Genomic DNA, 4,721 nt, shown 5'->3' with positions numbered 1-4,721 from the left:
AGCTCGCTCCTACAGGCTCGGCATCGGAGCGCTTTTCGTAGGAGCGAGCTTGCTCGCGAACCTGACCCAGCACCGGCCTACCCGGCAAATCGACCAGACCCCACGCACCACAACGTTACCGAACCGCACCGCCAACGCGCACGAATCGCCCTGCCCGTTACCGTTCCGCCCCTTTCCGCCGCCCTACTCCGACGCCGCTTTCGTGCGTACGGCGCTCTACCCCGCCCCATTCCCATCACTTCGCTTTCATTGGCACGACAACTGCTTAATTGCATGCATGGATAATTGGATCCAAAAATCCACGAGGAAACATCCCATGCGCCTGGTTCCCTCTGCCCGCCCGCCGATGAGCGCCGAAGACGAGGCCTACGACTATCTCCTCCAGGCCATCTGCACCGGCCGCTACAGGACCGGCGACCGCCTGGTGGCCGAGGACATCGCCAGCGAGATCGGCATGAGCCGCATGCCCGTGCGCGGTGCCTTCAAGCGCCTGGACGCCGAGGGCCTGGTGACCCTGCGGCCCAATCGCGGGGCCATCGTCAGCGGGCTGAACATCGAGGAAATGCGCGAAGTCTTCGAGATGCGCAGCGCCCTGGAAGGCCTGGCCATCCGCATCGCCGTGCCGCAACTGAGCGACCGCGACCTGTCCCGTCTGGAGCGCATGCTCGACGAGATGGACGACTACCGCGACGACAGCGCCGAGTGGGTCAGCCGCCACCGCGCCTTCCATGAATACCTCTGCAGCCTCGCCGGGCGTCCGCGCCTGCTGCGCCAGATCACCGCGCTGTATTCGGTGATCGAACCGCACATGCGCCTGTGGCTGCAGCACGTCGACAAGCCCATGAGTGCCCGCGAGGAGCACGCCGTGATCCTCGAAGCCCTGCGCTCGGGCGATGCCCGCGAGGCCGAGCGGGTCATCTGCGAGCACATCGAAGGAACCATTCCCTCGCTGGCGCGTTTTCTGGAGGCCCAGACCACCTGAGGCGCCATCGACCAAGAGAATCGAAGCAACGGGCGCCTAGACCCGTACTTCTGTGTCCCTGAACTGCCCCTGGCAACCCCACCCCGGAGAGCAATATGTTCGAACGCAGGATCCCGCAGTGCCTTCTCGCCCTTTGCCTGGCCGCCCCGCTGGCGCACGCCGACGTGAAGATTCCCGACCGCTTGCAGAACGCCCAGAAAGTGACCTTCTGCGGCGGCATGGACTCTCCGCCCATGGGCTTCTATGACTCGAACCAGAAGCTCACCGGGGTCACCATCGACCTGGGCGAAGCCATCGCCAAGCGTCTGGGCGACAAGAAGATCGACTGGCGCATCACGCCCTTCTCCGGGCTGATCCCGGCGCTGCTGGCCGGCCAGTGCGACATGCTGGTGGACCAGCTGTTCGACAAGCCCGAGCGGCGCGAAGTGATCGACATGGTCAACTACATGTACTCCAGCCAGGCCGTGGTGGTCGCCAAGGGCAACCCCGAGGGCATCCGCACGCTGGACGATCTTTCCGGCAAGAAGGTCGCGGTGCTCAACGGCTCGACCATCCGCACCTTGCTCGACGCCCACAACGAGAAGCTGGCCAAGGCCGGCAAGCCACCTATGAAGGTGGTGGTCTACAACACCGACACCGACGCCTTCCAGTCCCTGCGCATCCGCCAGACCGACGCCTACGGCACCACCGTGGAAACCGCCGGCTACTACCAGAGCATGGCCCCGGACCTGTTCGAGATCGGCGTGCCGGCCTTCGCGCGCATCCTCACCGGCCTGGGCATCCGCAAGGAAGACAAGCAGCTCAGCGAAGCCGTCACGCAGATCATCAAGGACATGCAGGCCGACGGCAGCTACGCCGCCCTCCTGACCAAGTGGCACATCGAAGGCGACAAACTGGACTGAGGTAACGAGCCATGAACTTCAGTTGGGACGTGTTCTGGCAGTACCTGCTGCGGCCGAGCGACATCTACCTCTACGGCCTCTGGCTGACCTGCGTGATCGCCGTCAGCTCCATGCTGCTGGGCTGCGTGCTCGGGCTGCTGGCGGCGCTGATGCGCCTGTCGAGCAATCCGCTGCTGCAATACCCGGTGCGCTTCTACGTGTGGCTGATGCGCGGCACGCCGCTGCTGGTGCAGATCGTCTTCCTCTACACCGCGCTGGCCGCCGGCGGCATCTTCCGCTTCGAGGACCTGGACCTGGGGCTGTTCGTCCTGCCCGGCAACATCCAGGCGGCGATCATCGCCCTGGGCCTCAACGAAGGCGCGTACATGGCCGAGATCATCCGCGCCGGCATCGGCGCGGTGGACAAGGGCCAGTACGAGGCCGGCAAATCACTGGGGATGACCTTCCCCAAGCTGATGCGCCGCATCGTCCTGCCGCAGGCCTTCCGGGTGATAGTTCCGCCGCTGGGCAACGAGTTCAACGTGATGCTGAAGAACACCACGCTGGTCAGCGTGATCGGCGTGCAGGAACTGCTGCTGAGCACCCAGATGGTCACTTCGGCGACCTTCCGTGTGTTCGAGCTGTACCTGGTCGTGGCGATCTACTTCCTCGCCCTGACCACCCTGTGGGGCTTCTTCCAGCGCTGGCTGGAGGTGCGCTTCGGCAAATCCGACGGCCAGCCTGCCGCGCCGAACCGCATGTTCGGCCGGCAGGCGATGAAACTGCTGAGGGGGCGTTGAGATGATCCCGGACATGAAAGATGTGGTGATCCAGGCCCGCGACGTGCACAAGGCCTTCGGCGAGCTGGAAATCCTCAAGGGCGTGTCGCTGGAGGTACACCGTGGCGAAGTGGTGGTGCTGATCGGCGCCTCGGGCTCGGGCAAGACCACCTTCATCCGCTGCATGAACCACCTCGAAGACATTCAGGGCGGCAGCATCCGCGTCAACGGCGAGCTGATGGGCTACCGCGAGCGCCCGGACGGCAAGCTGGTGCGCGACTCGGAAAGCAACATCGCCCGCCGCCGCCGCGACATCGGCATGGTGTTCCAGCGCTTCAACCTGTTCCCGCACATGACCGTGCTGGAGAACATCATCGAAGCGCCGACCCAGGTGCTCGGCGTGCCCAGGGGCGAGGCGCTCGACCAGGCCCGCCGCCTGCTCGCCCGCGTACGCCTGTCGGACAAGGCCGAGCATTATCCCGGCCAGCTTTCCGGCGGCCAGCAGCAGCGCGTGGCCATCGCCCGTGCCCTGGCGATGAAGCCCCAGGCCATGCTCTTCGACGAACCCACCAGCGCCCTCGACCCGGAAACCGTCGGCGAAGTGCTGCAGGTGATGAAGGAGCTGGCCGACGAGGGCATGACCATGGTGGTGGTCACCCACGAGATGGGCTTCGCCCGCGAAGTGGCCGACCGCGTGGTGGTGCTGCACCAGGGCGAACTCATCGAGGAGGGCCCGCCCGCGCAGGTCTTCGGCAATCCGCACCACCCGCGCACGCGGGAATTCTTAAGTCGCGTTCTCTAACGATAAGGACAAGTCATGCGTAAACGCGTTCTGCTCGCCAGCACTCTCACCCTCCTCGCCTGCGCCACCGCCGCGCAGGCCGACGACAAGCTGGTGCGCTTCTACAACTGGTCCGACTACATGGGGCCGGACACCCTGAAGAACTTCGAGAAGGACAGCGGCATCAAGGTCCAGTACGACGTCTTCGATACCAACGAGATGCTCGAAGCCAAGCTGCTCTCCGGCCACTCGGGCTACGACCTGGTGGTGCCGTCCAGCCAGTTCCTCACCAAGCAGATCAACGCCGGCGTCTACCAGAAACTCGACCGCGCCCAGCTGAGCAACTGGAAGCACCTCGACCCGCGCCTGATGAAGCGCCTGGAAGCCGCCGACCCGGGCAACCAGTACGCCGTGCCCTACATGTGGGGCACCGTCGGCATCGGCTACAACTACGACAAGGTCAAGGCGGCCCTGGGCGACAGCGCCCCGCTGGACTCCTGGGACCTGATCTTCAAGCCGGAGAACCTCGCCAAGTTGCACGGCTGCGGCGTCGCCTTCCTCGACGCGCCGGTGAAGATCATCCCACAGGCCCTGCACTACCTCGGCCTGGACCCGAACAGCACGAATCCCGAGGACTACACCAAGGCCTCCGCCCTGCTGCAGAAGCTGCGCCCGTCGATCACCTACTTCAACTCCTCCAAGTACACCACCGACCTGGCCAACGGCGACATCTGCGTGGCCGTCGGCTACTCGGGCGACGTGATGCAGGCGCAGACCCGCGCCCAGGAAGCCGGCAAGAAGATCGACGTGCGCTACGTGATTCCCAAGGAAGGCGCCAACCTGTGGTTCGACATGCTCGCCATCCCGCGCGACTCGAAGAACCCCAAAGGCGCCCACGAGCTGGTGAACTACCTGCTGCGCCCGGAAGTGATAGCCCCGGTCAGCGACTACGTCGGCTACGCCAACCCCAACCCCGACGCCACGCCGCTGCTCGACCCGAAAGTGCGTGACAACCCCGGCATCTACCCCAGCGACGCGGTGATCGAGAAGCTCTACGTCTCCGCCGACCTGCCGCCGAAAATCCAGCGCGTAATCACCCGCGAATGGACCCGAATCAAGACTGACCGCTGAACCGAAGAGAGTTTTCCATGCTGAGCTTCTCTGCCCACGAATATCCCTACGCCTCCCAGCGCCAGAGCGTGTTCGCCCGCAACGGCATGGTCGCCGCCTCGCAGCCCCTGGCTGCCGAGGCCGGCATCGCCATGCTGCGCGCCGGCGGCAACGCCATCGACGCCGCC

General features: G+C 65.1%; 6 protein-coding genes. All 6 read left to right on the top strand.

Translation table 11 applies throughout. The annotated features are described in order from the left end of the window. Nucleotides 1–316: 316 nt before the first annotated feature. Complete coding sequence (locus ACCC94_RS27870; protein ID WP_413352826.1) at nt 317–982, top strand: GntR family transcriptional regulator; 666 nt, start codon at nt 317–319, stop codon at nt 980–982. Between the two features lie 95 nt (nt 983–1,077). Further along, nucleotides 1,078–1,884 carry an ABC transporter substrate-binding protein gene (locus tag ACCC94_RS27865; protein ID WP_413352825.1) on the top strand — a complete coding sequence of 269 codons (807 nt, stop codon included), beginning with the start codon at nt 1,078–1,080 and terminating at the stop codon, nt 1,882–1,884. 11 nt (nt 1,885–1,895) lie between these two features. After that, the gene (locus tag ACCC94_RS27860; RefSeq protein ID WP_413352824.1) at nt 1,896–2,663 is read left to right on the top strand and encodes an amino acid ABC transporter permease; all 768 of its coding nucleotides are present in this window, start codon (nt 1,896–1,898) and stop codon (nt 2,661–2,663) included. A gap of 1 nt (nt 2,664) precedes the next feature. Continuing rightward, nucleotides 2,665–3,444 carry an amino acid ABC transporter ATP-binding protein gene (locus ACCC94_RS27855; protein ID WP_192432626.1) on the top strand — a complete coding sequence of 260 codons (780 nt, stop codon included), beginning with the start codon at nt 2,665–2,667 and terminating at the stop codon, nt 3,442–3,444. A 15-nt stretch (nt 3,445–3,459) separates the two neighbouring features. Next, a complete protein-coding gene (locus tag ACCC94_RS27850; protein WP_413352823.1) occupies nt 3,460–4,554 on the top strand; it encodes a polyamine ABC transporter substrate-binding protein in 1,095 nt (364 codons plus the stop codon). A 17-nt stretch (nt 4,555–4,571) separates the two neighbouring features. After that, a partial coding sequence (locus ACCC94_RS27845) for a hypothetical protein (RefSeq protein WP_413352827.1) occupies nt 4,572–4,721 on the top strand: 150 nt, incomplete at its 3' end.

The sequence above is a fragment of the Pseudomonas sp. Pseusp97 genome, assembly GCF_047304025.1.
In the GTDB taxonomy this organism is placed as follows: Bacteria; Pseudomonadota; Gammaproteobacteria; order Pseudomonadales; family Pseudomonadaceae; genus Pseudomonas.
This window is presented reverse-complemented; position numbering and strand designations above follow the sequence as displayed.